Source organism: Pseudoduganella aquatica (genome assembly GCF_009857595.1).
Classification (GTDB): domain Bacteria; phylum Pseudomonadota; class Gammaproteobacteria; order Burkholderiales; family Burkholderiaceae_D; genus Rugamonas; species Rugamonas aquatica_A.
On the sequence record NZ_WWCU01000028.1, the window covers coordinates 1 to 22,133 of the forward strand.

At 64.2% G+C, this 22,133-nt stretch carries 20 protein-coding genes and 1 rRNA gene; 10 read left to right on the forward strand and 11 right to left on the reverse strand.

Going from position 1 to position 22,133, the window contains the following annotated elements:
* A 16S ribosomal RNA gene (locus tag GTP77_RS21020) occupies positions 1–310 on the reverse strand; the annotation flags it as partial.
* 261 nt (positions 311–571) lie between these two features.
* Positions 572–1,348: an enoyl-CoA hydratase gene (locus tag GTP77_RS21025; RefSeq protein WP_161074110.1), complete on the reverse strand. Its 777-nt coding sequence runs from the start codon at positions 1,346–1,348 to the stop codon at positions 572–574.
* Between the two features lie 77 nt (positions 1,349–1,425).
* Here GTP77_RS21025 and GTP77_RS21030 point away from each other — a divergent pair, with 77 nt between their 5' ends.
* Positions 1,426–2,715, forward strand: a complete 1,290-nt coding sequence (locus GTP77_RS21030; protein WP_161074111.1) for an MFS transporter — start codon at positions 1,426–1,428, stop codon at positions 2,713–2,715.
* On the opposite strand, the gene GTP77_RS21035 is transcribed toward GTP77_RS21030, so the two are convergent.
* Positions 2,706–5,435, reverse strand: a complete 2,730-nt coding sequence (locus GTP77_RS21035; protein WP_161074112.1) for a DUF4214 domain-containing protein — start codon at positions 5,433–5,435, stop codon at positions 2,706–2,708. The two genes, GTP77_RS21030 and GTP77_RS21035, sit on opposite strands and share 10 nt — an antisense overlap.
* A gap of 158 nt (positions 5,436–5,593) precedes the next feature.
* On the opposite strand from GTP77_RS21035, the gene GTP77_RS21040 reads away from it, so the two are divergent.
* Positions 5,594–6,037 carry a universal stress protein gene (locus GTP77_RS21040; RefSeq protein ID WP_161074113.1) on the forward strand — a complete coding sequence of 148 codons (444 nt, stop codon included), beginning with the start codon at positions 5,594–5,596 and terminating at the stop codon, positions 6,035–6,037.
* Between the two features lie 53 nt (positions 6,038–6,090).
* Here the strand turns inward: GTP77_RS21040 and mltA are convergent, their stop codons facing one another.
* Positions 6,091–7,356, reverse strand: coding sequence for a murein transglycosylase A (gene mltA / locus GTP77_RS21045; protein WP_228894901.1), 1,266 nt, complete (start codon positions 7,354–7,356; stop codon positions 6,091–6,093).
* A 158-nt stretch (positions 7,357–7,514) separates the two neighbouring features.
* Complete coding sequence (gene apaG, locus GTP77_RS21050) at positions 7,515–7,889, reverse strand: Co2+/Mg2+ efflux facilitator ApaG/CorD (RefSeq protein WP_161074115.1); 375 nt, start codon at positions 7,887–7,889, stop codon at positions 7,515–7,517.
* Positions 7,890–8,029: 140 nt separating this feature from the next.
* Here apaG and rpe point away from each other — a divergent pair, with 140 nt between their 5' ends.
* From rpe to GTP77_RS21090, 8 genes are all read left to right on the forward strand, one after another.
* The gene (rpe, locus tag GTP77_RS21055; protein WP_056403590.1) at positions 8,030–8,695 is read left to right on the forward strand and encodes a ribulose-phosphate 3-epimerase; all 666 of its coding nucleotides are present in this window, start codon (positions 8,030–8,032) and stop codon (positions 8,693–8,695) included.
* The gene (locus GTP77_RS21060; protein ID WP_161074116.1) at positions 8,695–9,405 is read left to right on the forward strand and encodes a phosphoglycolate phosphatase; all 711 of its coding nucleotides are present in this window, start codon (positions 8,695–8,697) and stop codon (positions 9,403–9,405) included. The genes rpe and GTP77_RS21060 overlap by 1 nt, the downstream gene beginning before the upstream one ends.
* A 201-nt stretch (positions 9,406–9,606) precedes the next feature.
* Positions 9,607–11,103, forward strand: coding sequence for an anthranilate synthase component I (trpE, locus tag GTP77_RS21065; RefSeq protein WP_161074117.1), 1,497 nt, complete (start codon positions 9,607–9,609; stop codon positions 11,101–11,103).
* 1 nt (position 11,104) lies between these two features.
* Entirely contained in the window at positions 11,105–11,668 is a 564-nt protein-coding gene (locus GTP77_RS21070; RefSeq protein WP_161074118.1) for an anthranilate synthase component II, read from the forward strand.
* A gap of 72 nt (positions 11,669–11,740) precedes the next feature.
* Positions 11,741–12,799: an anthranilate phosphoribosyltransferase gene (trpD, locus tag GTP77_RS21075; protein ID WP_161074119.1), complete on the forward strand. Its 1,059-nt coding sequence runs from the start codon at positions 11,741–11,743 to the stop codon at positions 12,797–12,799.
* A gap of 10 nt (positions 12,800–12,809) precedes the next feature.
* Positions 12,810–13,466: a LysE family translocator gene (locus GTP77_RS21080; protein WP_161074120.1), complete on the forward strand. Its 657-nt coding sequence runs from the start codon at positions 12,810–12,812 to the stop codon at positions 13,464–13,466.
* 10 nt (positions 13,467–13,476) lie between these two features.
* The gene (trpC, locus tag GTP77_RS21085; protein ID WP_161074121.1) at positions 13,477–14,277 is read left to right on the forward strand and encodes an indole-3-glycerol phosphate synthase TrpC; all 801 of its coding nucleotides are present in this window, start codon (positions 13,477–13,479) and stop codon (positions 14,275–14,277) included.
* A 20-nt stretch (positions 14,278–14,297) separates the two neighbouring features.
* On the forward strand, positions 14,298–14,822 hold the full coding sequence (locus GTP77_RS21090; RefSeq protein ID WP_161074122.1) for a hypothetical protein: 525 nt from the start codon (positions 14,298–14,300) through the stop codon (positions 14,820–14,822).
* A gap of 193 nt (positions 14,823–15,015) precedes the next feature.
* Here GTP77_RS21090 and GTP77_RS21095 read toward each other — a convergent pair whose 3' ends face one another.
* Genes GTP77_RS21095 through GTP77_RS21120 form a run of 6 tightly spaced genes read right to left on the reverse strand, consistent with a single transcriptional unit; the run spans position 15,016 to position 22,102 of the window.
* On the reverse strand, positions 15,016–16,203 hold the full coding sequence (locus tag GTP77_RS21095) for a GGDEF domain-containing protein (protein WP_161074123.1): 1,188 nt from the start codon (positions 16,201–16,203) through the stop codon (positions 15,016–15,018).
* Positions 16,203–18,026: a M61 family metallopeptidase gene (locus GTP77_RS21100; RefSeq protein ID WP_161074124.1), complete on the reverse strand. Its 1,824-nt coding sequence runs from the start codon at positions 18,024–18,026 to the stop codon at positions 16,203–16,205. The genes GTP77_RS21095 and GTP77_RS21100 overlap by 1 nt, the downstream gene beginning before the upstream one ends.
* Entirely contained in the window at positions 18,023–18,619 is a 597-nt protein-coding gene (locus GTP77_RS21105; RefSeq protein ID WP_161074125.1) for a nucleotidyltransferase family protein, read from the reverse strand. The genes GTP77_RS21100 and GTP77_RS21105 overlap by 4 nt, the downstream gene beginning before the upstream one ends.
* Positions 18,620–18,644: 25 nt before the next feature.
* Positions 18,645–20,897, reverse strand: a complete 2,253-nt coding sequence (locus GTP77_RS21110) for a xanthine dehydrogenase family protein molybdopterin-binding subunit (protein WP_161074126.1) — start codon at positions 20,895–20,897, stop codon at positions 18,645–18,647.
* A gap of 10 nt (positions 20,898–20,907) precedes the next feature.
* Complete coding sequence (locus GTP77_RS21115) at positions 20,908–21,366, reverse strand: (2Fe-2S)-binding protein (protein WP_161074127.1); 459 nt, start codon at positions 21,364–21,366, stop codon at positions 20,908–20,910.
* Between the two features lie 10 nt (positions 21,367–21,376).
* Complete coding sequence (locus tag GTP77_RS21120) at positions 21,377–22,102, reverse strand: DsbC family protein (protein ID WP_161074128.1); 726 nt, start codon at positions 22,100–22,102, stop codon at positions 21,377–21,379.
* Positions 22,103–22,133: the final 31 nt, after the last annotated feature.

Genomic DNA, 22,133 nt, shown 5'->3' on the forward strand with positions numbered 1-22,133 from the left:
GTGTGGCTGGTCGTCCTCTCAGACCAGCTACTGATCGATGCCTTGGTAGGCCTTTACCCTACCAACTAGCTAATCAGATATCGGCCGCTCCAGGAGCACAAGGCCTTGCGGTCCCCTGCTTTCATCCGTAGATCGTATGCGGTATTAGCGTAACTTTCGCTACGTTATCCCCCACTCTTGGGTACGTTCCGATATATTACTCACCCGTTCGCCACTCGTCAGCGGAGCAAGCTCCCTGTTACCGTTCGACTTGCATGTGTAAAGCATGCCGCCAGCGTTCAATCTGAGCCAGGATCAAACTCTTCAGTTCAATCTCTGTTTAAAGTCATTGCTGACTTGGTCGCCCTTCAAAATAACTGACGATTCCTTCTTTCGAAGGTCACGTTTAATTTTTTCGTTGAGCGTTTAATAATTTGAGCTAAGAGGCTTGCGCCTCCGGCATCATCATCAAACGCCCACACTTATCGACTGTTAATTTTTAAAGAGGTCTGCGTTTCTTGCTGAAGCGTTGTGTTCAGCAGCAGAGAGACGAGATTATGGGGCTTGGCTCCACACTCGTCAACACCTAATTTCAGAGTCCGTCGAAATTCGGCGCCCGCTTTTCCAGGAAGGCGTGCATGCCTTCGCGCTGGGCCGGGGTGCCGAAGGCTGCCTGGAACAGGCGGCGCTCGTAGTTCACGCCTTCCGTCAGCGTGGTTTCGAAGGCCCGGTTGACGGCGTCCTTGATCTGCATGGCGACCGACGTGGACATGGAGGCGATGGAGGTGGCGGCCGCCAGCGTTTCCTCGATCAGCTTGTCCGCCGGCACCACGCGCGACACCAGGCCGATGCGTTCGGCTTCAGCCGCATCTATCATGCGCGCGGTCAGCAGCAGGTCCATGGCTTTGGCCTTGCCGATGGCGCGCGGCAGGCGCTGCGTGCCGCCCGCGCCCGGCGTGACGCCGACCTTGATTTCAGGCTGGCCGAACTTGGCGCTGTCGGCGGCGATCAGGAAATCGCACATCATGGCCAGCTCGCAGCCGCCGCCCAGCGCGAAGCCGGCTACCGCGCCCACCACCGGCTTGCGCACTTTCAGGATGTGCTCCCAGTTGCGGGTGATGTAATTGTCGCGGTAGGTATCCTGGTAGGTATAGTCGGCCATGGCGGCGATGTCCGCGCCGGCGGCAAAGGCTTTTTCGCTACCGGTCAGCACGATACAGCCGATGTCCGGATCGGCGTCGAACTTGCGGAAAGCGTCGCCCAGCTCGTTCATCATGCGGTCGTTCAGCGCGTTCAGCGCTTTCGGACGGTTCAAACGGATCAAGGCAACCTTGCCGTACGTTTCCACAATCAGGTCTTCATATTGCATCGGGCTCTCCTTATATACAAAGCGGGTATCGGCCGATTGTAGCGGTTCTGATAGCAGCGCTGGTATTATTTGCAGCGATGCCATTCCTACCTCCCGCCCTGCGCCGCTACGTCGGTGACAAACTGGCCAGCGATCCCCTGCTGCGTAATCCGGACTTCCGCCGTTACTGGCTCAGCAGCGTGCTGAACAGCTTTGGCGCCCAGATCAGCGCCCTGGCCGTTCCGCTGTGCTCCGCCCTGCTGCTGCACGCCACGCCCGGCCAGATGGGCATCATCGCCGCCTGCCAGGCGCTGCCCTACGCGCTGTTCGCCCTGCCCGCCGGCGTGTGGCTGGACCGGCGCCGCAAGCTGCCCATCCTGCTGGCGAGCCGCCTGCTGCAGGGCGCGCTGCTGGCCAGCATTCCGCTGGGCTGGTGGCTGGGCATGCTGTCCATGCACTGGCTGTACGCGGTGACCTTCCTGTTCGCCACCTGCGGCGTACTCAGCGGCGCTGCCGAGCAGATCTTCCTCAACCTGCTGGTGGGCCGCCAGCAGCTGATCGAGGCGCAGTCGAAGTTCGCCACCACCGATTCCATCTCGCGCCTGGTCGCGCCCGGCCTGGCCGGACTGCTGGTGCAATGGCTGACCGCGCCGTTCGCCATCCTGTTCGACGCCGCCAGCTTCTTCATTTCAGCGTGGAATTTGCGCAAGACGCAGCTGGCCGAGCCGGCGCCCGTGCCCTCGGACAAGCATCCGCTGCGCGACATCGCCTCCGGCTTCGCCTTTATCTGGCACGAGCCGCTGCTGCGCACGCTGGCCTGGGGCGCGGCGCTGTGGCACTTTTTCCTGTTCGGCTACAGCGCGCTGCTGATCCTGCTTGCCACGCGCGAACTGGGCATGACGGCGGGCATGCTGGGCGCGGCGCAGATGCTGGGCGGCCTGGGCGTATTCCTGAGCGCGGTGCTGGTCAAGCGGCTGAACCGCCGCTACGGGGCGGGCAAGACCTTTCTGGTGGGCACCTGCGGCACAGTGGCCGGCTTCGCACTGATGCCGGCGATACCGGCCTCGCTGTTCGGCAACCCGGTCTACAGCGCGGCGGCCTTCGGCCTGGTGGTGTTCATGTATGACTGCGCGGTGATGCTGTTCTTCATCCCCTTCATGGCCCTGCGCATGAAGGCCACGCCGGACGCCTACACCGGCCGCGTGATTTCCACTATGCGCTTCCTGACCGGGGTAACCGGTCCGGCAGGGGCGCTGGCGGCCGGCTATCTGGGCGACCACTACGGCATCCGCACCGGCATGGCCTGCGTGGCGGCCGGCGGGATAGTGCTGGCGGCGGCGCTGGTGATGTCCCGCCCGCTGCGCAGCGTGGCGCCGGATCAACCGTAAGGCGTATACTCGAAGCCGTTGCCGATCACCTTGAGAATTTCGGCAACGTATTCGCTGCTCTCGCTAAATGCTGCCAGCAGATCGGCACGGCTTACGCCATTGTTCAGCGCATAGTTCCAACTGTTGACCCCGCCCGTATCGCCCGCGCGGTGCAGCACGTTACGGTACAGATTGTCGATAAACACTTCGTTGCTGCTGCTGACGCCGTACAGGCTCTGGAACTCCGGGCTGGACAGGAAAGCATCCGCCACCGCCTTCAAACCCATACCCTGATCCATTTGCGACATCCAGTATCCCAGGCCGCCCTTGTCCGGCGTACGGTTGAATGCCGCCTGGTAAAGCCGGTAGGTCTGGCCACCGTTGCCATCCACATCCAATGCGATGTTGCGGTCGGAGAACTGCAAGCGCTCCACGCCGGTCAGCGTGTCGCCCGAACCGACGCTGCCGCCGTTACGGTACAGCACCTTGGTTTCGGTGGCGCCGCGTGTAACGGCATAGCTCGAATAGCTGTTGCCATACACGACGACATCGACGCCGTCGCCGCCGGACAGGCGAATATTGGTGCCGATGCCGGACAGGACGTCGTTGCCGCTGCCGCCCTGCGCCACCGTATCGAGCGTGGTGAAGCTGTAGACCCGGTCGGCCAGGAATTTGTTGCCGGAGTAATCCATCAGCGAACCCGCCGGCAGTTCCAGCGTGTATTTGGTGCCAGGCTGCAGATTGGCCGTCGGGTCGATGGTGACCACCTTGCCGGTGATTTGCATCCGGCTGCTCGACGCGCTGTAGCTCTCCACCACATTGCCCTGGGCGTCGATCAGGCGGATGGGACTGTCGCCGGTGCGCATCAGGTCGTCAAAGGTCAGCGTGAGATTGCCAGTCAGGCTGGCGCCCTTGCCACCGTTGACCGGCGAAAAGGACAACAGGGTGGGCATCACGGTATCGCCGCTCAGGTTGTAGCTGCTGAGCGTGTAGCTGCCGCTGGGTGCGGCGCCATAATAAGTGCTGGCGCCCAGCGTCAGGTAATAGTCGCCGGTTGCGTCCGCCGTGAAGCTGTAGCCCTTGCCGCTCAGGCCGGACAACGTGGTCAGGTAAGAGCTATAGCCGGAAGAGGACACCATGGACATGACCACCTCGCTGCCGGACACGTCCAGCGTGCCGGCGCCGGATGCCTTGCCCTCCAGCACAAATGCGTACTTGGTGCCGGCCACCAGCTTGACCTTGATCCAGTCGCTGTCGCCGGCAAAGTTCAGCGCTCCGGCCAGTTTGCCGCCGGTGGCCAGCAGGCCCGTGGTGGCGCTGCTGGCGGCGAAATCGTCGCCGGTCGGCGCATTGACCTGCAGCGTGTAGCCGGAGGTGCCGCTGCTGTAGTTGTTCGCCACCGTGAGATAGTAGTCGCCCGTGTAATTGGCGGTGTAGACACGGTAGTCGGTGGCGCCGGCTTTGGTGTAGCTGAGCAGGCCGCTGCTCGACCCGTTGGCATCCGCGCCGCTCATATAGAGGCTGGGGTTGCCGACCGGGTTCTGCCCCTTCAGCTCGAAGGTATAGGTGGTGCCGGCTTTAACGGCGAACTTGAATACGTCCTTGTCGTAAGCCAGTTCCAGGCTGCCGGTGACCGTGTTGCCCAGGCTCAGCGGCGCGGCGCTGGCTTTGTCGCTGCCGTAGTCGTCGCGGGTGCCGATGACGGCGCTGGCCACATAGTTACCCAGGTAGTAACTGGACGAGTCGCTTACTTCGAAATAATAGGTGCCGGTCTTGGTGGGCACGAATTGCAGCACGGTCTGCGAATTGGAACCCGATTGCGCGGCCATGACCTGGCTGGCGCTGTCATACAGCTTGAGCTGGGTGTAGCTGGAACTGTAGGCGCCGCTGGCGCCTGGCTTGGCGGTGAACCAGTAAGTGGTATTGGCATTAAGCGAGACCGCATACCAGTCTTTGTCGCCTGCGGCATCCATCTTGCCCGGCGTGGAGCTGCCAACCGTCAGCCGGCCCGCGCCGGCCGCGTTGGCGCCATAGTCGTCCAGCCCGGCCGCCATCAGCACGCTGTAGTCGGACGCGGCGCCGGTGCTGCCGCTGCTGCTGCCGCTCAGCGTCAAGTAATAGCTACCGCTCAAGGCGGCGACAAAGGAGTAGCTGCCTGCGGAGGAACTGGTGGCGACGTATTGGCCGTTGGCGTCGGTCAGGGAAACACTCACGCCGCTGCCGCTACTCATGGCGGGCTTGACGCTGTAAAGGGTGCCCGCCGTGAGCGCGACCTTGTAGACGTCGAGGTCGGACGGACCTTCAAAGGAACCGCTGGTGCTGATGCCCAGCGCGAGGGGCGCAGCCGTCGCCGCCGTATCCCCCACGGCGTCCGCCGCGCCGGCAATCGCGCTGACGGTGTAGGCGGTGGCCAGGCTGCCGAAATTGTTGGTGGCGCTGAAGTAGTAGTCTCCGGCCAGGCCGGACTTGAACACGGTGGACAGTTCGGTCCCGCTAACGCTCGACCCGGCCGAGGAAACATAGCCGCCCTGGGCTTGCGACAGGCCCAGAGCGTAATCGTAGTAGGAGTAGCCGGTCAGCGCCGGCAACGTCAGCTTGAAGGTGTAATAGGTGTTGGCGGCCAGGCTGACGCGGAACCAGTCGCTATCGCCGCGCTGCTCAAACACGCCGCTGGCCTGGCTGCCTACAGCCAGCACGCCAGAGGTATTTTTGTCGGAAGTGTAGTCGTCGATCGTGGCCATGGGGTGCTTTGCAGTTGAATTGCCGCAGATTGTATCGGCTTTGCTATATGGCAAATGTCACACATTGTCACGAGGAAACTAATGGCGACTGGCGTGCGCCGGACACAGGCCCTTCGCGCCTACACTGGATCATTGCCGTCCAGGCTCAGGAGACCACCATGTTCAAGCACATTTTATTTCCCACCGACGGTTCGCCCCTGTCCGAGCAGGCCACGGCGCGGGTGATGGAGCTGGCACGCGTTCATGGCGGGCGCGTAACCGCCATCAGCGTGCTGCAGCCCTTCCCTTTCATGACGATGAGCGGCGACAGCGGCGTGGTGGTGCCGGACGCGGAAGTGTTCGAGGGCCAGATGGCGCGCGCCGCGCAAGATGCGGTAGGCAAGGTGACGGCGGCGGCCAGCGCGGCCGGCGTGCCCTGCGAGGGCATCGTGGCGAACTCGCCCAGCCCTTACCAGGAGATTGTTGCAGCGGCAGGAAAGCTGGGCTGCGACGCGATTGTGATGGCGTCGCACGGCAGGACGGGGCTGAACAAGCTGTTCCTGGGCAGCGAGACGCAAAAGGTGCTGGCGCATACGGAACTGCCGGTGCTGGTGTTGCGCTAGCAGCGGCGGGTTGCGGCGCACAGCGCCTAAGCCGCCCTACGCTCCCGCCGCAATCAGAGTTTGCGGCGGGCCTGGGCGGAGGCGGCGGGCGGCACTTGTTTGGGCATCAGCACCCAGACGCTGCCGCGCTGCTTCATGCGGCCGGCGTTTTCTGCCGCTTCGGTGCCGAAGCCGAAGAAGTAGTCGACCCGGATCGCGCCACGGATGGCGCCGCCCGTGTCCTGCGCCATGACCAGGCGCTGCAGCGGAATGTCGCTATTGGCCTGGGTGGTGGACAGGAACACCGGCGCGCCCAGCGGCAGCTGCGAAGCGTCGATGGCGACCGAACGCTGCGGCGTCAGCGGCACGCCCAGCGCGCCCTTGGGTCCCACCTTCGGGTCCGGCAGTTTTTCTTCCTTGAAGAAGACGTAGGAAGGGTTGGCGTTGAACAGCTCGGACTGGCGCGTGGGGTGGCCGGCGATCCAGGCCTTGATGCCCTGGGCGGAGGCCTGGTCCAGCGTCAGCTCGCCCTTGTCCACCAGGTAGCGGCCGATGGACTTGTAGGGATAGCCGTTCTGGTCGGCATAGGCCACGCGCACGGTTTCCTGGGTGTCGGTCAGCTGCACGCGGCCGGAGCCCTGCACTTGCAGGAAGAACGCTTCCACCGAATCGTCCACCCACAGCAGTTCCTTGCCGCTGAAGCTGGCGCGCTCGATGTCGGCGCGGGTGGAGTACGGCACCACCTTCTTGCCCTGCAAGCGGCCGCGCAGACGCATGCCTTTCAGCTCGGGATAGACGCCGGCCAGCTCCACGGTCAGCAGGTCGTCCGGCACCTTATATAGCGGCGTCTGGTAAGGGCCGCCCTTTTTGCGCGCGCCGCGCAGCAGCGGCTCGTAGTAGCCGGTGACCAGGCCGGTGTCCGCCCCGTCCGGCGCGATCACCTGCTGCGGCTCGAAGAAGCTCTCGAAGAACAGGCGGATGCCCTTTTCGTCATTGCCGTTGACCTGGCGCGCCACGCCGCACGGCTCCTTCCACTCTGCGCGCTTGCCCAGCACAGAGCAGGACGACATGAACGCCGGCCAGGCCGCGCGCAGGTCGTCCCGCTCCCAGCCCGGCAGCGCGGCGAAACTGGACGGCACGAAGCGGATGGCGGCGGGCGGCGCGGGGGGCTGCGCCTGCGGCGCTGCGGGCGCGGCGGGCTGGACCGGCGCCTGCGGCTCGGGTGGACGCGGCAATGGCTGAGGCTGCGCTGGCGCGGACGGCATCGGCGAAGTACAGGCGGAAAGCGCCAGCGCCACAGCGCTGGTGGAAAGGATTAAACTACTGCGTGCAAATAACATGGGGGACTGGTTATGTGGGTGTTGATGTTGGAAGCGTTTGTGGCGCTGTTTCTGCTGGTGTTTATTGTCTGGTGGACGCTGCCATCCAAGAAGAAGCCACCAGAGGCAAAACCTGGGGTCAGACCCGCTGGGTCTGACCCCGGCAGTCGCGACGATTCCTAGTGCAGCGTGCGCGGCAGCGACAGCACGAATTCGGGGATCTTGGCTTCGAACTGGTGGCCGTCCTCCGCCACGCAGAAGTACTCGCCCACCATGGAGCCTTGCGGCGTGGCCAGCGCGGTGCCGCTGGTGTATTCGAACTGCTCGCCCGGCTGCAGCAGCGGCTGGTGGCCGACCACGCCCAGGCCGCGCACCTCTTCCGTGTGGTTGTTGGCGTCGGTGATGATCCAATGACGCGAGATCAGCTGCGCGGCCACCGTTCCCGTGTTCTTGATCGTGATCGAGTAGGTGAACACGAAATTGGTGCGTTCGGGATCGGACTGTTCGGGCAGATACTGGGTTCTGACCGAGACAGTGAATTCATAAGAGGCCATCTGCAATCCTTAATAATTCGTCAGTAATTCTTCGTGCAAGCGTAACGAATTGTTATCGTCTGTCTGACATTGCACCGCAAATCCGGCGCGGGCGCAAGGGTCAGCGTAAAATAGCGCATCTTTTTATCGCAGGCCCATCCATGACTACCTTCCGTATTGCCCCCTCCATCCTGTCCGCCGACTTCGCCCGCCTGGGCGAGGAAGTGCGCAATGTCGTCAGCGCCGGCGCCGACATCATCCACTTCGACGTGATGGACAACCACTACGTGCCCAACCTGACCATCGGCCCGCTGGTGTGCCAGGCCATCCGCCCGCACGTGGACGTGCCGATCGACGTGCACCTGATGGTCAAGCCGGTGGACCGCATCATCCCCGACTTCGCCAAGGCCGGCGCCAACATCATCACCTTCCACCCGGAAGCGTCCGACCACATCGACCGCTCGCTGCAGCTGATCCGCGACCACGGCTGCAAGGCCGGCCTGGTGTTCAACCCGGCCACCCCGCTAAGCTACCTGGAGCACGTGATGGACAAGATCGACATGATCCTCATCATGTCGGTGAACCCCGGTTTCGGCGGCCAGTCCTTCATCCCGCAGGCGCTGAAGAAGATCGCCGAAGCGCGCCGCATGATCGACGAATCCGGCCGCGACATCCTGCTGGAAGTGGATGGCGGCATCAAGATCGACAACATCGCCGCCGCCGCCAAGGCCGGCGCGGACACCTTTGTCGCCGGTTCGGCCATCTTCGGCCAGCCGGACTATAAGGCAGTCATCGACGCCATGCGCGCACAGCTGGCGGGCGTGTAATGACGACGGCGGCCTCTACTCCCCTGCGCGGCGTACAGGCCGCCATCATCGACCTCGACGGCACCATGCTGCACACCATGCCGGACTTCCACGTCGCCATCAACCGCATGCTGGCCGAGATCGGCATGCAGCCCTTGGCCGTCGAACAGATTGAACTGATGGTGGGCAAAGGCTCGGAACACCTGATCCGCCTGGTGCTGGGCGTGTATTTCGACGCCGCCGGCGTGGAGCAGCGCTTCACGGCCGCGATGGCGGCCTACCAGCGCCATTATCTGGACATCAACGGCGACCACAGCACGCTGTATCCGGACGTGGCCGCCGGCCTGGACGCGCTCAAGGCCCACGGCCTGCGCCTGGCCTGCGTGACCAACAAGCCCATCGCCTTCGCCCAGCCGCTGCTGGAGCAGAAAGGCCTGGCCGGCTATTTCGAGGTGGTCTACGGCGGCGACTCGCTGGCGCAGAAAAAACCCCATCCGCTGCCGCTGCTGCAGGTGTGCCGCGATTTCGCGCTGGCCCCGGCCCAGGTGGTGGCCATAGGCGATTCCTCGAACGACGCGCAGGCCGCGCGGGCGGCCGGCTGCCCGGTGTTGACGGTGCCGTACGGCTACAATCACGGCGAGTCTATACACGACACAGATTCCGATGGTATAGTTGACACGCTGCTACACGCGGCCGACTTGATACGCTTGCACAACCAGATAGCAAACTGATCCTAAACACAGCATGTTTCTCAACAAAAGACACAATGTCACGCACCAGGGCTCGATTGAGGCCTGGCTATGGCGACGCTGGCAATCCTGGGCTAACTAACCCCCGCTGATTGCTGTCGTCCGCATTTTCGTGCGCCGACAGGTTTTTTGAACTACTCCCGCCCGAACTCCACCTATTGCTCCGGGCGGCATGGAGAGAACATGACCGAACTCGAATTCAAATCGCTGGCCACGCAAGGCTACAACCGTATTCCCCTGATCGCGGAAGCCTTCGCCGATCTCGAAACCCCGCTCACGCTCTACCTGAAACTGGCCCAGACCCAGAACCACGGCAAGAACACCTTCCTGCTTGAATCGGTGGTGGGCGGCGAGCGCTTCGGACGCTATTCCTTCATCGGCCTGCCCGCGACCACGCTGCTGCGCACGCACGGCACGCTGACCGAGATCGTCAAGAACGGCACGGTGATCGAGACCCACGAAGGCAATCCGCTCGACTTCATCGAGCAGTACCAGTCCCGCTTCAAGGTGGCGCTGCGCCCCGGCATGCCGCGCTTCTGCGGCGGCCTGGCCGGCTACTTCGGCTACGACACCGTGCGCCATATCGAGAAGAAGCTGGCCGGCGGCGCGCCGAAAGACGACCTGAACCTGCCGGACATCCAGCTGATGGTGACCGAAGAGCTGGCGGTGATCGACAACATCTCCGGCAAGCTGTACCTGATCGTCTACGCCGACACCAGCCAGCCGGAAGCCTATTCCAAAGCGCGCCAGCGCCTGAAAGACCTGCGCGGCCTGCTGCGCCGCGGCGTGGACGCGCCGGTGACGTCCGCCTCGGTGCGCACCGAAACCATCCGCGACTTCGACAAGGCAGACTACCTGAAGGCGGTGGCCAAGGCCCACGAATACGTGATGGCGGGCGACCTGATGCAGGTGCAGATCGGCCAGCGCCTGCGCAAGCCCTATGTGGATTCGCCGCTGACCCTGTACCGCGCGCTGCGTTCGCTGAACCCGTCGCCGTATATGTACTTCTACAATTTCGGCGACATGCAGATCGTCGGCGCTTCGCCCGAGATCCTGGTGCGCAACGAGACGGCGGCCGACGGCCAGAAGAAAGTCACGCTGCGCCCCATCGCCGGCACCCGCCCGCGCGGCGGCACGCCGGAGCGCGACGCCGAACTGGCGGCCGAACTGCTGGCCGACCCGAAGGAAATCGCCGAACACGTGATGCTGATCGACCTGGCGCGCAATGACCTGGGCCGCATCTCCAACATCGGCACCGTCAAGGTCACCGACCGCATGGTGATCGAGAAGTACTCGCATGTGCAGCACATCGTCTCCAACGTGGAGGGCAGGCTGAAAGACGGCATGTCCAACCTGGACGTGCTGCGCGCCACATTCCCAGCCGGCACCCTGACGGGCGCGCCGAAAGTGCGTGCCATGGAAGTGATCGACGAGCTGGAAATTTCCAAGCGCGGCATCTACGGCGGCGCCTGCGGCTACCTGTCCTTCGGCGGCGAAATGGACGTGGCGATCGCCATCCGCACCGGCGTGATCAAGGACGGCATGCTGTACGTGCAGGCCGCAGCCGGCATCGTGGCCGACTCGATACCGGAAATGGAATGGCAGGAAACTGAAAACAAGGCGCGCGCCGTGCTGCGCGCCGCCGAACAAGTGCAAGATGGCCTGGATGGGGAGTTCTGAGATGCTGCTGATGATCGACAATTACGACTCCTTTACCTACAACATCGTGCAGTACTTCGGCGAGCTGGGCGAGGACGTGCGCACTTTCCGCAACGACGAAATCACCATCGCCGACATCGAGGCGATGAACCCGGACCGCATCTGCATTTCGCCCGGCCCGAAAGCGCCGGCGCAGGCCGGCATTTCGGTCGAGGTGCTCAAGCACTTCGCCGGCAAAAAACCTATTCTGGGCGTCTGCCTTGGCCACCAGGCCATAGGCGAGGCCTTCGGCGGCAAGGTGATCCGCGCCAAGCAAGTCATGCATGGCAAAACTTCCGCAATCGCGCATACCGGCGTGGGCGTGTTCAAAGACCTGCCCAGTCCTTTCACCGTGATCCGCTACCACTCGCTGGCGATCGAACGCGCCTCGCTGCCTTCCTGCCTGGAAGTGACGGCGTGGACCGACGACGGCGAGATCATGGGCGTGCGCCACAAGGAATACGACATCGAGGGCGTGCAGTTCCACCCCGAGTCCATCCTGTCGGAACACGGCCACGCGCTGCTGAAGAACTTCCTGGAACGCTGATTTTCCGGCGGCGCCACCGCGCCCACGCCCAAAATCCGTCCCGAGCTCAATACGAACCGAATAGGAATTGCCATGCCTACGCCTAAGAACACGCACCAGATCACCCATCAAGAAGCGCTGCTGCGCTGCATCGAGCACCGCGAGATCTTCCACGACGAAATGCTGCACCTGTTCCGCCAGATCATGTCCGGCGAAATGTCGCCCGTCATGGTCGCGGCCCTGACCATGGGCCTGCGCGTGAAGAAAGAAACCATAGGCGAAATCGCCGCCGCCGCGCAGGTGATGCGCGAGTTCTCCACCAAAGTGCCGATGGCCGACACCACCAACCTGCTCGACATCGTCGGCACCGGCGGCGACGGCGCGCACACCTTCAACATCTCCTCCACCGCCATGTTCGTGGCGGCGGCGGCCGGCGCGCGCGTGGCCAAGCACGGCGGACGCAGCGTGTCGTCCTCGTCCGGCTCGGCCGACGTGATCGAATCGCTGGGCGCCAACATCAACCTGAAGCCGGAGCAGATTGCGCAATCCATCGCGCAGACCGGCATCGGCTTCATGTTCGCGCCCAACCACCACGCCGCCATGAAGCACGTGGCGCCGGTGCGGCGCGAACTGGGCGTGCGCTCCATCTTCAACATCCTGGGGCCGCTCACCAATCCGGCCGGCGCGCCGAATATCCTGATGGGCGTGTTCCACCAGGATCTGGTGGGCATCCAGGTGCGCGTGCTGCAGCGCCTGGGCGCGCAGCATGCGGTGGTGGTGTACGGCAAAGACAATATGGATGAAGTGTCGCTGGGCGCGGCCACCATGGTGGGCGAGCTGGTGAACGGCGAAATCCGCGAGTATGAAATCCATCCGGAAGATTTCGGCATGCAGATGATCGCCAGCCGCAACCTGAAAGTGGCCGACGCCACCGAATCGAAAGCCAAGATGCTGGAAGCGCTGCGCGGCGAACCGGGACCGGCCTACGACATCGTGGCGCTGAACGCGGGCACGGCGCTGTATGCGGCCGGCGTAGCCTCCTCCATCGAGGACGGCCTGGCCAAAGCGCGCACGGCCATCACCTCCGGCGCCGCGCTGGCCAAGGTGGAACAGTTCATCTCGGTGACGCAGCAGCTCGGCGCCGCCAACTAAGGAGAACGGCATGTTCGGCATCCATGACCTGGCGCTGTTCGTCGTTTCCGGCCTGCTGCTCAATATGATGCCGGGGCCGGATACCCTGCTCATCATGGCGCGCAGCGCCACCCAGGGCTGGCGCGCGGGCTGCGCCGCCGCGCTGGGCATCGGTGCTGGCACCATGGTGCATGTCACCGCCGCCGCCGTCGGCCTGTCTGCGCTGCTGTCCACTTCCGCCATGGCGTTCAATGCGGTGAAGTGGGTGGGCGCGGCGTATATCGCGTATGTCGGCATCGGCATGCTGCGGGCCAAGCTGAAGCCGGAGGCGGAAGCCGGGGTCAGACCCGCCGGGTCAGACCCCAGCCTTGCTGCAACCAGCTACCGCCGCATCTTCGCCCAAGGCTTTTTGAGCAATGTGCTGAATCCGAAAGTGGCCCTCTTCTTCCTGGCCTTTGTGCCGCAATTCATCTCAGCCGACTCGTCCAGCAAGGCGCTGGCCTTCCTGATCCTGGGCTGCATCTTCAACTTCAACAGCATGTTGTGGTGTAACGGGCTGGCTGTCTTCGCCGCCTTCGCCAGCGCACGCCTGAAAGTCAAACCGCTGGTGGCACTCTGGCTGAACCGCATTACGGGCGGCCTGTTCCTGGCACTCGGTGCGCGCCTGGCGCTGTCCGAACAACACTGAAAGCACGACCATGTCCAACATCCTGAACAAAATCCTGGCCACCAAGGCCGATGAAGTGGCAGCCGCCAAAAAGCACCGCAGCCTGGAAAGCGTGCGCGCCGAAGCGGAAGGCGACGCCGAACTGCGCGCCGGCCTGCGCGGCTTTGAAGCCAGCCTGCGCAAGCAGATCGCCGACGGCAACGCGGCCGTGATCGCGGAGGTGAAAAAAGCGTCGCCATCGAAAGGCGTGCTGCGCGCCGACTTCAACCCTGCCGCCATCGCGCAAAGCTACGCATCGCACGGCGCGGCCTGCCTGTCCGTACTGACCGACGTGCAGTACTTCCAGGGCGCCGACGACTACCTGAAACAGGCGCGCGCCGCCTGCGCCATCCCGGTGCTGCGCAAGGACTTCATGGTCGATATGTACCAGATCTATGAAGCGCGCACGATGGGCGCGGACTGCATCCTGCTGATCGTGTCCGCGCTGGACCACGGCCTGATGGCGGAAATGGAAGCTTGCGCGCACGGGCTGGGCATGGACGTGCTGATCGAGTCGCACGACGGCGAGGAGCTGAGCGCAGCGCTGAAGCTGAAAAGCAATCTGATCGGCATCAACAACCGCAATCTGCGCACCTTTGAAACCTCGCTGGACACCACGCTGAACCTGCTGGACCGCATTCCTTCCGAGCGCCTGGTTATCACCGAATCTGGCATCCTGAATGGAGACGACGTGCGCCGCATGCGCGACGCGAACGTCCACAGTTTCCTGGTGGGCGAAGCCTTCATGCGCGCACCGGATCCCGGCGCGGAACTGCGCCGCCTGTTCAGCTAAACCGTATCCGGAGGCCCGCCATGGGCAAACAGCAGCACACCGCCATGCAGCGCCTTGCGGCCGTGCTGCTGGTTTCCGTGTTTGCCGCCATGCTGGCCTCCTGCGGCAAGGAGCCGCCCCGGCGCGACGCGCAGTCCAGGCCGGCCGAGATTCCACGCACGCCGCTGCCCACCGAGCAAGTGCCGGTGCCGCCCCTGCCTCCTGCCATGCACAGCGTGGACGATTACAAGCGCGCATTGGCCGCGAAGATCCTGGCGGCCACGCCGGATGGCGCGTTCAGCGGAACGCTGCCGCCGCTGCTCACGTCCATCGTGGTGGTGGAAGCAAAGATAGGGCGCGAGGGTGATATTGTGAACCTGCGCGTGGCGCGCTCGCGCGACCAGAAGGCCAGCAACCTGGCGCTGGCGGCCATGCGCGCCGCCGCCCCCTTCCCCAAGCCGGGCAAGCTGATGGCAGGGCATCACAAGACGTTTGATATTTCGGAGACGTTTTTGTTCAACAAGGAGTACCGGTTTCAGATCCGGACCCTGGCGCCGGTGCAGTAATGGCGGGTTACGGCTGCGCCTAACCCGCCCTACGAGACGTATGTGCCCGTATAACCGGCGATCGTATATGTGCCCGCATCACCGGCGATCGCATATGTGCCCGCGTAACCGGTGATCGTATATGTGCCCGCATCACCGGTGATTGTCTATGTGCCCGCGTAGGGCGGGTTAGCGCGCCGCGCGTAACCCGCCATCACGGCGCCGCCGCCAACTCCACCCTGTCCCGGCCGTTTTCCTTGGCGCGGTACAGCGCCGCATCGGTGCGGTCCATCAGGCCGTCCAGCGTTTCTTCGCGCGAGAGATGCGTGCCTATGCCTATGCTCACCGTGCACGGCGGCAGCTGGTCGTCCCAGCCGGTCCGCAGCGCCTCGCGGATACGCTCGGCCACCATCATCGCGCGCGGCACTTCCGCGTCCGGCAGCAGCACCACGAACTCCTCGCCGCCAAAGCGCGCCACATAGTCGCTCTCGCGCAGCGCCTGGCTGATGATGTTCGCAATCTGCACCAGCACCCGGTCGCCCACCACGTGGCCGTAGCGGTCGTTGATGGCCTTGAAGTGATCCAAGTCTATGCTCATCAGCGACAGCGGCCGGCCGTCGCGCCCTAGCTGCACGCGCTGCTTGTTATAGAAGATGTCGAAACCGCGCCGGTTCAGCACCCCGGTCAGCGGATCGTGCGTGGAGCGCTCCTCCAGGATGCCCTGCAGGCGCCGCATGGCCATCATCAGGAAGGCCACCGCCAGCATCAGCGTCATGAAACTGGCCAGCGCCATGAACACGTTGACCAGCGCGCCATTGACCAGTACGTCCTCGGTCACTGCGTCCACCGTCAGCGCGGTGAACATGCGCGCCAGCACGGTCAGCGCCTGCGCCGTCACCAGCACCGCAAAGAAGCAGTAGGAGAAATGGCGCACGCCCTCGCGCCACGCCAGCCAGCTCTGGACGGAATAAAAAATGAAAGCCGCCAGCGAGAACGCGGCAATGCGCGCGCCCAGGTGGGGCTGGACCAGCATCCACCAGGCGGTCAGCAGCATGCCCACCAGCCAGATGCCGTGGAACAGGCCCCAGCTGGGCCGCCGCCCAAAGAATTCCTGCGTGCCCAGCATGGACAGGCCCACGCCCCAGAACAGGAAGGCGTTCGCTGCCAGCAGCGCCGCCTTGCCCGGCCAGACGCCCGGCAACTGGCCATTCAGCGCAAACGACACGCCCCCGGCAACCACGCACAGCAGTCCCAGCGACCAGCGGTTCAGGCCGCGCACTTCTCCCCGGAAGCTGCGGTGCAGCGAGTACATGACCATGCTCATGCCGCCGCTCATGGCGACCGACATCAGCAACAGGGTCCGCAGATCCAGTTGGAAGAGCAGCGCAGGCCCGGGGGTCATCAGCGGCTCGCGCTCGGCCGCAGCAGGCCCGCAGCCTTCTTGCCCGCAGCCTCGGGAGCCAGCGCCAGCGTCACGTTGGGTACGCGGTCGCCTTGCAGCTTGACGCGGAAGCTGCGCAGCTCGTCGCGGCGGAAGGCGTGCACTTCAACGCTGTCGCCCACCGCGTAGCGTGACAGCAACGTATCCAGATTGCCGGGAACGACGCGAAGGCCGTCGACAGCCACCAGCAGGTCGCCCGCCGACAGGCCCGCCGCATGCGCCGCGCCGCCTTCGTGGACGGCGGACAGCTTGGCGTCCGCGCCTTCGCGGCCCAGGTTCGCGTCCAGGCTGGGCTTGGCCGGCTTGCGCTCGTCGCTGTACTTCACGCCGAACGGCGCCAGTATTTTCGCCAGCGGCAGGTCTTCCGTGCCGCGCACGTATTTGTCGAAGAAGGATTTCAGCCTGGCGCCCGCCACTTCGTCGCACAGCGCCTCCACTTCGGCCGGGCTCACGCCGCGTCCCGCGCCCTTGTAGAAATCGCGGCCGTAGCGCTGCCACAGCGCCTGCATCACGTCGTCCAGCGACTTCTTGCCTGCGGTCTTGCTGCGGATGGCCAGGTCCAGCGTCATGCATACCAGCGAACCCTTGGTGTAGTAGCTGACGATGGCGTTGGCCGCGTTTTCGTCCTGGCGATAGTATTTTCCCCAGGCGTCGAAGCTGGAATCGGCCACGCTCTGCTTCAGGCGGCCCGCGCCGCGCAGCACGCCGCCCACGGTTTTACCCAGCAGCTTGTAGTAGGCCGGCTCACCGATAATGCCGGCGCGTACCAGCATCAGGTCGTCGTAGTAGCTGGTGCCGCCTTCGAACAGCCAAAGCAGCGGCGTGTAGTTTTCCGTGTTCAGGTCATACGGCGCGAAGGCAGAAGGCTTGATGCGCTTGACGTTCCAGGTGTGGAAATACTCGTGGCTGCACAGGCCGAGGAATTTCAGGTAGCCCTCGCTGATATCCGCGCCTTTCGGCGTGGCGGCGGTGGGCAGGTCGGCGCGGGCGCAGATCAGCGCGGTGGAGGCGCGGTGCTCCAGGCCGCCGTAGCCGTCGCCCACCGCCATGGTCATGAAGACGTAGCGGTCCATCGGCGCGCGTTTGGTTTTCGGCTCGAAGAAGGCGATTTGCGTTTCGCAGATGGCTTTCAGGTCGGCGCACAGACGCGCCATATCCAGGTTGGGCACGCGGCCGGTGATCACCACGTCGTGCGGCACGCCGTGCGCCTTGAAGGTGGCCAGTGCGAAGTCGCCCAGCTCCACCGGGTGGTCGATCAGCTCATCATAATTGGCGGCGGCGTAAGTGCCGAAGCCGTAGCGCTTGGCCTTCAGTTCAGGCAGCGAGGTGGCCACGCGCCAGGTTTTGGCGGCCGGGTCGGCCGGACGCTGGATGTCGACCACATGCTGCGCGTCCTCCTGGCCCGCCACGCGCAGGAATACGCTGGTGCCGTTGAAGAAGGCGTGGCTCTGGTCCATATGGGCGGCGCGCACCGACAGGTCCCATGCGTAGACTTCGTAGACTACGGTGAGCTGGCCCGCCACCGGCGCGGCTTGCCAGGTGTGCTTGTCCACCTTGGACAGCTTGACCTCGGCGCCGTCCGACTCGGCGCGGATGCGCACGATGTTGCGCGAAAACTCGCGGATCATATAGCTGCCTGGAATCCAGGCGGGCAGCGCCAGCAGTTGGCCTTCGGGCGCCGGCTGGTCCACCGTCAGCGTGACTTCAAACATGTGGGCGGCCAGGTCTTTGCCTACGATGCCGTAGCTGACGCCTGGTTTCTTCGATATGTTGTTCTTCTTCATACTTTGTCCTTGGGATGCAGGTCTGCAGGCGTGTCGACGTCTTGCAGGATGCCGCTGTCGTCCACTTCCAGCTCCGTCACCGGAGCATGCTTCAAAATGCCGCGTGCACCCTGGTCGCCTTCCAGCGCCAGCAGCTGTGGCAGGTAATGGCGGCTGAACCCAACCGGGTTGCCACGCCGCCCCCGGTACATGGGCGCGGCAATACCGGCGCCCTGTTCCAGTGCGGTTTTCAGTGATTGTATTGTAGATGGCTGCACATCGGGCATATCCCCGAGGGCAATGATGAAGCCCTGTGCATCTTTGCCCGCATACGTCAGCGCATGGGCCAGCGAAGCGGCCATGCCGGTATCGGCTTGTGGGCAGATAGTGACTTCGCAGCCCAGCGCCAGCAGCTGCGCCGACAGGGTCTCGGCATCCGCGCCGGGCCGCAGCACGGCCACCACGCGCGGCAGCACCGCCAGCATATGGCGCGCGCTGGCCGCAACGACGGAGGCCTGCTGGCCCTCCGGGCATTGCAGCAGCTTGTTGCGCTGGCCGGAAGGATCAAAACGAGTCCCCCTTCCGGCCGCCAGCAGGATGCCGGTGATGCTCACGCTGCGCTACGCGGCGCCAGCCAGGTCAGGCCTTGGCCGTCTTGGCCAGGTCGAACGGCAGCTTGCGCAGGCGCTTGCCGGTGAGCTTGAAGATGGCGTTGGCGTAGGCCGGCGCCAGCGGCGGGAAGCCAGGCTCGCCCATGCCGGTCGGCGGTTCCGTCGATGGAACGATGTGAACGTCCACCAGCGGCATGTCCGGCATGCGCGCCACCACGTAGTCGCCGAAGTTCTGCTGCTCCACCACGCCGTCCTTGAGCGTAATGGCGGCGCCGGGCAGCGTCGTGCCAACTGCCATCAGCACGGCGCCCTGCACCTGCGCCTCGATGGTCATCGGATTGACGGCCGTGTTGCAATGGATGCCGGCGGTGACGGTGTGCAGATGCGGCACGCCGCCCTTCACCGACGCGGTCACCACGTAAGCAACCACGGTGCCGAACGACTCATGCACCGCCACGCCCCAGGCCTGGCCCTTGGGCAGCGCCTTCTTGCCGTAGCCGGATTTGGCGACTGCCAGGTCCAGCGCGGCGTGATGGCGCGCGTGCTTGGCGTCGATCACTTGCTTGCGGTAGGCCACCGGGTCCATTTTCGCGGCGTGCGCGGCTTCGTCGATCAGCGTTTCCATCACGAAGGCGGTGTGGGTCGAGCCCACCGAACGCCACCACAGCACCGGCACATTGGCCTTGGCGTTGTGCACGGACAAATTCATCGGCAGCTCATACGGCTCGCCCATGCCTTCGATCATGGTGGCGTCCACGCCGTCCTTCACCATCATCGGCTCGAACGGCGAACCGGTGATGATGGACTGGCCCACGATGCTGTGGTTCCACGCCAGCAGCTTGCCCTTGGCGTCGAAGCCCAGCTCCGCACGGTGCACATGCGACGGACGGTAGTAACCGCCTCGAATGTCATCCTCGCGGCTCCAGATGATTTTCAGGGGACCGGACTTGCCGGCCGCCTTGTAGGCCAGCGCCACATTGGCCGCTTCCACCAGGTAGTCCGAGGTTGGCACCGCGCGGCGGCCGAAACCTCCGCCGGCCATCATGGTGTGCAGCTTGACTTGCTCCGGCTTCAGGCCTGCGGTTCGGGCAATGGCCATCTGGTCCAGGGTCTGGAATTGCGAACCGGCCCACACTTCGCAGCCGTCCGCCTTCAGGTCGATCACGCAGTTCAGCGGTTCCATGGGCGCGTGCGCCAGGTAAGGGAACTCGTAGACGGCGGTAATCTTCTTTGCGGCCTTGGCCAGCGGGGCCATGTCCGCCTTCTTCACCGGCAGGCCTGGCTTCTGCGCCAGCGCCTTGAACTCGGCCATCTGCTTGGCGGTGCTGACTTTTTCAACCGCGCTGGTATCCCATTCCAGCACCAGCGCCTCGCGGCCCTGCTTGGCCGGCCAGTAGCCGGTGGCGATCACGGCCACGCCGCGTCCGCCACGGTCGGTTGCCACTTCCAGCACGTCGATCACGCCGGGGATAGCCTTGGCTTTGCTGGCGTCCAGCTTGGCCACCTTGGCGCCGAACACCGGCGGGCGGGCCACCACGGCAACCTTGGTGCCTTCAGGCTTGAAGTCCATGCCGAACTGCTGCTTGCCGGTCGATTTGGCTTGCGCGTCCAGGCGCTTCACCGGATGGCCGATGATGACGAAGTCTTTCGGATCTTTCAGCTTGACGGTGGCGGGCATGGGCTGCTTCATGGCCGCGTCGGCGAAGGCGCCGTACTTGGCCTGCTGGCCGTTGGGGCCGATCAGCATGCCTTTCGCGGTGCGCACCTGGTCCGGGCTCACCTTCCACTCGGCCGCGGCAGCCGCCACCAGCATGGCGCGCGCCTTGGCGCCGATTTCGCGGTACTGGATGAAGGAGTGGGCGATGGTGCCGGAGCCGCCGGTCATCTGGATGCCGAACGCCGGGTCCTTGTACTGCTCGCCCGCGTCGGCCAGTTCGCCGCGCATCTGCGCCCAGTCCACGTCCAGCTCCTCGGCGATCAGCATGGGCAGCGACGTTTGCACGCCCTGGCCGAACTCCAGGCGGTTCACCTGCACCGTGACGGTGTTGTCCGGCGCAATGCGCAGGAAGGCGTTCGGTTCATAGACCTTGGCCGGCGCCGCCGCTTCTGCCGCGCGCGCCATCTTGTTGCCGCCGCTGACGAAGAAACCCAGCACCAGGCCGCTGCCCGCCACTGCGCTTGCCTTCATGAAGGAGCGGCGCGATACGCCGCCCTGGCCGCCAGCCACCGCTGCGCCCACATCACCCAGTGCGGTACCTTGATTCAACCATTCTTTGCGCATGGTGTTCTCCTCAGGCGATGGTTTTAGCTGCGTCTTTGATGGCGGCGCGGATGCGCTGATAGGTGCCGCAGCGGCAGATATTGCCCGCCATGGCGCTATCAATGTCCGCATCGCTCGGCGCCTTGTTGGTGCGCAGCAGCGCCGTGGCGCTCATCACCTGGCCGCTTTGACAGTAGCCGCATTGCGGCACGTCGTGCTTGACCCATGCGTCCTGCACCGCCTTGCCAACCTTGTCGCCCTCCATCGCCTCGATGGTGGTGATCTTCTGGCCAGCCACCGCCGAAATCGGCGTGATGCAGGCGCGGGTTGGGTTGCCGTCGATATGGATGGTGCAAGCGCCGCACAGCGCCATGCCGCAGCCGAACTTGGTGCCGGTCATATTCAGGTTGTCGCGCAGCGCCCACAGCACCGGCGTGGATGGATCCGCATCAACCTGCACGTCCTTGCCATTCACATTCAATGTAATCATCTGCGGCTCCTTACTGTTTAATAGAGGACAACTTGGATTCCAGCGTCTTGATATCGATGGCGCCAGGTACGCGGCTGCCGTCGGCAAAGAAGATGTTGGGGGTGCCGTTGATACGCAGCTTCTGGCCCAGGGCCAGCACCTGCTCGTTCGGCGTGGTGCAGCCGGCCGGCGCGGCCGGCGCGGCCTTGCCGGAAACCATCCAGTCGTCCCAGGCCTTGTTGCGGTCGGCCGAGCACCAGATGTTCTTGGACTTGACGAAGGAATCCTCCGCCAGGATGTTGTACATGAAGGTGTAGATGGTGACGTTGTCCACGTCCTTCAGCGCCTGCTGGCGGAAGCGCTTGCAGTAGCCGCAGTTCGGGTCTTCAAACACGGCCATTACGCGCTTGCCGTTGCCCTTCACGGTTTTCAGCGCCATTTCCAGCGGCAGGTCGGAGAACTTGATCTTGTTGATGTCGTCGATGCGGGCCTGGGTCAGGTCTTCGGAGGTCTTCAGGTTGAAAACGTGGCCGACGATCAGGTAGCTGCCGGTTTTATCGGTGTAGCGGATTTCATCGCCGATGCGCACTTCATAAAGGCCTGCGTATGGCGTCTCTTTGACGGAATCGACCTTGACGTTGGCGCCGAGGCGCGGCTCGATGGCTTTCTTGATGGTCGCTTCGGTGGACGTCTCTGCGCCGACACAGGACGCCATCATGGCGGATGCGAACAATACTGCGGTCTTGCTGAATTTCATAGGGGCTCCGGAAGGTACTGCTACTGCTTAT

What these genes read in the sequence shown, in the direction of transcription:
- GTP77_RS21025 (WP_161074110.1), bottom strand. Translation starts at nt 1,348, where the DNA reads ATGCAATATGAAGACCTGATTGTGGAAACGTACGGCAAGGTTGCCTTG.
- GTP77_RS21030 (WP_161074111.1), top strand. Translation starts at nt 1,426, where the DNA reads ATGCCATTCCTACCTCCCGCCCTGCGCCGCTACGTCGGTGACAAACTG.
- GTP77_RS21035 (WP_161074112.1), bottom strand. Translation starts at nt 5,435, where the DNA reads ATGGCCACGATCGACGACTACACTTCCGACAAAAATACCTCTGGCGTG.
- GTP77_RS21040 (WP_161074113.1), top strand. Translation starts at nt 5,594, where the DNA reads ATGTTCAAGCACATTTTATTTCCCACCGACGGTTCGCCCCTGTCCGAG.
- mltA (WP_228894901.1), bottom strand. Translation starts at nt 7,356, where the DNA reads ATGTTATTTGCACGCAGTAGTTTAATCCTTTCCACCAGCGCTGTGGCG.
- apaG (WP_161074115.1), bottom strand. Translation starts at nt 7,889, where the DNA reads ATGGCCTCTTATGAATTCACTGTCTCGGTCAGAACCCAGTATCTGCCC.
- rpe (WP_056403590.1), top strand. Translation starts at nt 8,030, where the DNA reads ATGACTACCTTCCGTATTGCCCCCTCCATCCTGTCCGCCGACTTCGCC.
- GTP77_RS21060 (WP_161074116.1), top strand. Translation starts at nt 8,695, where the DNA reads ATGACGACGGCGGCCTCTACTCCCCTGCGCGGCGTACAGGCCGCCATC.
- trpE (WP_161074117.1), top strand. Translation starts at nt 9,607, where the DNA reads ATGACCGAACTCGAATTCAAATCGCTGGCCACGCAAGGCTACAACCGT.
- GTP77_RS21070 (WP_161074118.1), top strand. Translation starts at nt 11,105, where the DNA reads ATGCTGCTGATGATCGACAATTACGACTCCTTTACCTACAACATCGTG.
- trpD (WP_161074119.1), top strand. Translation starts at nt 11,741, where the DNA reads ATGCCTACGCCTAAGAACACGCACCAGATCACCCATCAAGAAGCGCTG.
- GTP77_RS21080 (WP_161074120.1), top strand. Translation starts at nt 12,810, where the DNA reads ATGTTCGGCATCCATGACCTGGCGCTGTTCGTCGTTTCCGGCCTGCTG.
- trpC (WP_161074121.1), top strand. Translation starts at nt 13,477, where the DNA reads ATGTCCAACATCCTGAACAAAATCCTGGCCACCAAGGCCGATGAAGTG.
- GTP77_RS21090 (WP_161074122.1), top strand. Translation starts at nt 14,298, where the DNA reads ATGGGCAAACAGCAGCACACCGCCATGCAGCGCCTTGCGGCCGTGCTG.
- GTP77_RS21095 (WP_161074123.1), bottom strand. Translation starts at nt 16,203, where the DNA reads ATGACCCCCGGGCCTGCGCTGCTCTTCCAACTGGATCTGCGGACCCTG.
- GTP77_RS21100 (WP_161074124.1), bottom strand. Translation starts at nt 18,026, where the DNA reads ATGAAGAAGAACAACATATCGAAGAAACCAGGCGTCAGCTACGGCATC.
- GTP77_RS21110 (WP_161074126.1), bottom strand. Translation starts at nt 20,897, where the DNA reads ATGCGCAAAGAATGGTTGAATCAAGGTACCGCACTGGGTGATGTGGGC.
- GTP77_RS21115 (WP_161074127.1), bottom strand. Translation starts at nt 21,366, where the DNA reads ATGATTACATTGAATGTGAATGGCAAGGACGTGCAGGTTGATGCGGAT.
- GTP77_RS21120 (WP_161074128.1), bottom strand. Translation starts at nt 22,102, where the DNA reads ATGAAATTCAGCAAGACCGCAGTATTGTTCGCATCCGCCATGATGGCG.